Source organism: Bathymodiolus heckerae thiotrophic gill symbiont (genome assembly GCF_900128515.1).
Classification (GTDB): domain Bacteria; phylum Pseudomonadota; class Gammaproteobacteria; order PS1; family Pseudothioglobaceae; genus Thioglobus_A.
In genome coordinates this window covers 1-1,708 of record NZ_FQTP01000189.1, presented here as the reverse complement: position 1 = coordinate 1,708, position 1,708 = coordinate 1, and the positions used below count along the sequence as shown (strand labels likewise).

Sequence of the window (1,708 nt, the reverse complement as noted above, 5' to 3'; positions counted from 1 at the left end):
CAAAATAAAAGGCATTCCGAAACGCCGTCCAGTCATTTGAGGGAGTGTTACGAAGCCAGCACCGAGTTTACGATGGTAGTGGCGAAGTGGCACGTACGCAGGACGTCTGGGGCGCCGAAGGCATTAGTGGTCGCGTTAAGTTTTTGCCGCTTGCTTGGGCTGGGATGCCCAAAACAAGCTTTCGCAAAAATAGCGACTCCCCGCAAATAACCCAACTTTCTCTAATTGCGGGTGCAGCCCTTGCTCTTGCCTTCTTTGACACAACATCTTCCGGGCACTCGCCAAACGTTTCAAGTGCTCGCACTGAACTTTGATTATTTTGCTTTAAATCTTCTCTTGTAACCCCCGTAAATTTCCATAGCGACACTAACGTGAAAGTTCATCAATGGCTTTGCCTGTGACATGAATGATACTTTCTGCAGATGCTCTATCAATCACCCTATATGACGCGCTGTGAAGACAGAGCAGGCCAATGAATCATAATCCTTCACTAAATAAGCGCCCATATAACCCATGGGATTTTGAAAATAAATTGAAATATTAATGGGCTTTAACGATTGAGCAATCTCAACCTCAATGCCGTCCATGGTGTTTAAGACATCATCGAGCCAGGATTTCTTTTCATTGATCAAAATCCTGGCCTCCTTAATTGAATTTTCAATCTGTAACAAATACCAGTCTGCATAGGGATCATCTGCCTCAGCAGACAACCAAAGCAACTTCATTCTGCGCCCAAAATCCATTAATCCGATAATTGCACTAACTTCCCTGGTTCTCTTGCGTCCCGTCACAAGCTTTTGAGCCTGACGTGTTTGTATCATCATCCGTGTGTTGTTACGCAAACCACCGGGTTCATCAAAAAAACCATTGATGGGCTGTTTTTTTTCAACGACTAAATCACTATCCTCATTCATATCTTCCATTTTGCTACCTCATTTAAAAATATATCTCACTGAGTCAGGTGGGGCAAAGAGCCCCACTTGTATCACCAAATTCTAATTTAGATTGGGGCTCTGTGCCCCACCTGAGTCTGGATCAATTCCACTTCGCTTCCTGATAGAGGCTGGCAATTTTCCCCATCGTTTTTTTTGCTTTGCTTTTTTTTCACGTTCGTAAAAGGTATCTCTTTTGGTTCAGCCCCCCCATTACTCACGTTTACAGGTACTGATCCCCCGTTTTTAGCTAACTGTGTTAACTCCTGCTTCTTTTTTTCGACTGCGCGTTCCGTTACTTCTTCACGGTTTCGTTGCTCCTGGTGCTTGAGGTAAAGGCTGGTCAGGTATAAATTCCCTTTTCCGTATTCGTTGCATAGCCAGGATAAATAACCAACTGGGTTGCGAATCGCATTATGTGTTTTTCGGCGATTAATAATTTGAGCCGCTGTTTCGTCTAAAAAACTTTGCCTCAGTTCCGGTTCAAAGCTCTTCAAATACATCTGAGCCAGTTTGATTTCATTTTTGTTAAATTCTTGCGGAAAAATTAACTCACAGTTATTTTTTTCAACTTCATTTTTATAAATTCCTTCGGAATTTGTAGTAGTAGTTTTTTTATTAAAAATATCTTTACTACTACTACATGTAGCTGAAGTTTCCCAATAATTATTTATGGTAAAATTGAAACCATGCCGCAACTATATGAAAAAAATAGTCTTTTCATTCGTTTCAAATGCTTTCGCCTAATGGGAATTAAATAGGGGTTTGCTATAAAC

Annotated in this window: 3 protein-coding genes; all 3 read right to left on the bottom strand. The window is 41.3% G+C overall.

Annotated features, from left to right (window positions below; genetic code table 11):
- Positions 1–67: 67 nt before the first annotated feature.
- Complete coding sequence (locus tag BTHERMOSOX_RS12150) at positions 68–367, bottom strand: AcaB family transcriptional regulator (protein ID WP_138121177.1); 300 nt, start codon at positions 365–367, stop codon at positions 68–70.
- Positions 368–434: 67 nt separating this feature from the next.
- Positions 435–923 carry a PFL_4669 family integrating conjugative element protein gene (locus BTHERMOSOX_RS11960; protein WP_138121176.1) on the bottom strand — a complete coding sequence of 163 codons (489 nt, stop codon included), beginning with the start codon at positions 921–923 and terminating at the stop codon, positions 435–437.
- A 77-nt stretch (positions 924–1,000) separates the two neighbouring features.
- Positions 1,001–1,630 carry a hypothetical protein gene (locus tag BTHERMOSOX_RS11005; protein ID WP_138121175.1) on the bottom strand — a complete coding sequence of 210 codons (630 nt, stop codon included), beginning with the start codon at positions 1,628–1,630 and terminating at the stop codon, positions 1,001–1,003.
- Positions 1,631–1,708: the final 78 nt, after the last annotated feature.

Coding starts and splice junctions, on each gene's coding strand:
- BTHERMOSOX_RS11960 (WP_138121176.1), bottom strand. CDS start 923: ATGGAAGATATGAATGAGGATAGTGATTTAGTCGTTGAAAAAAAACAG.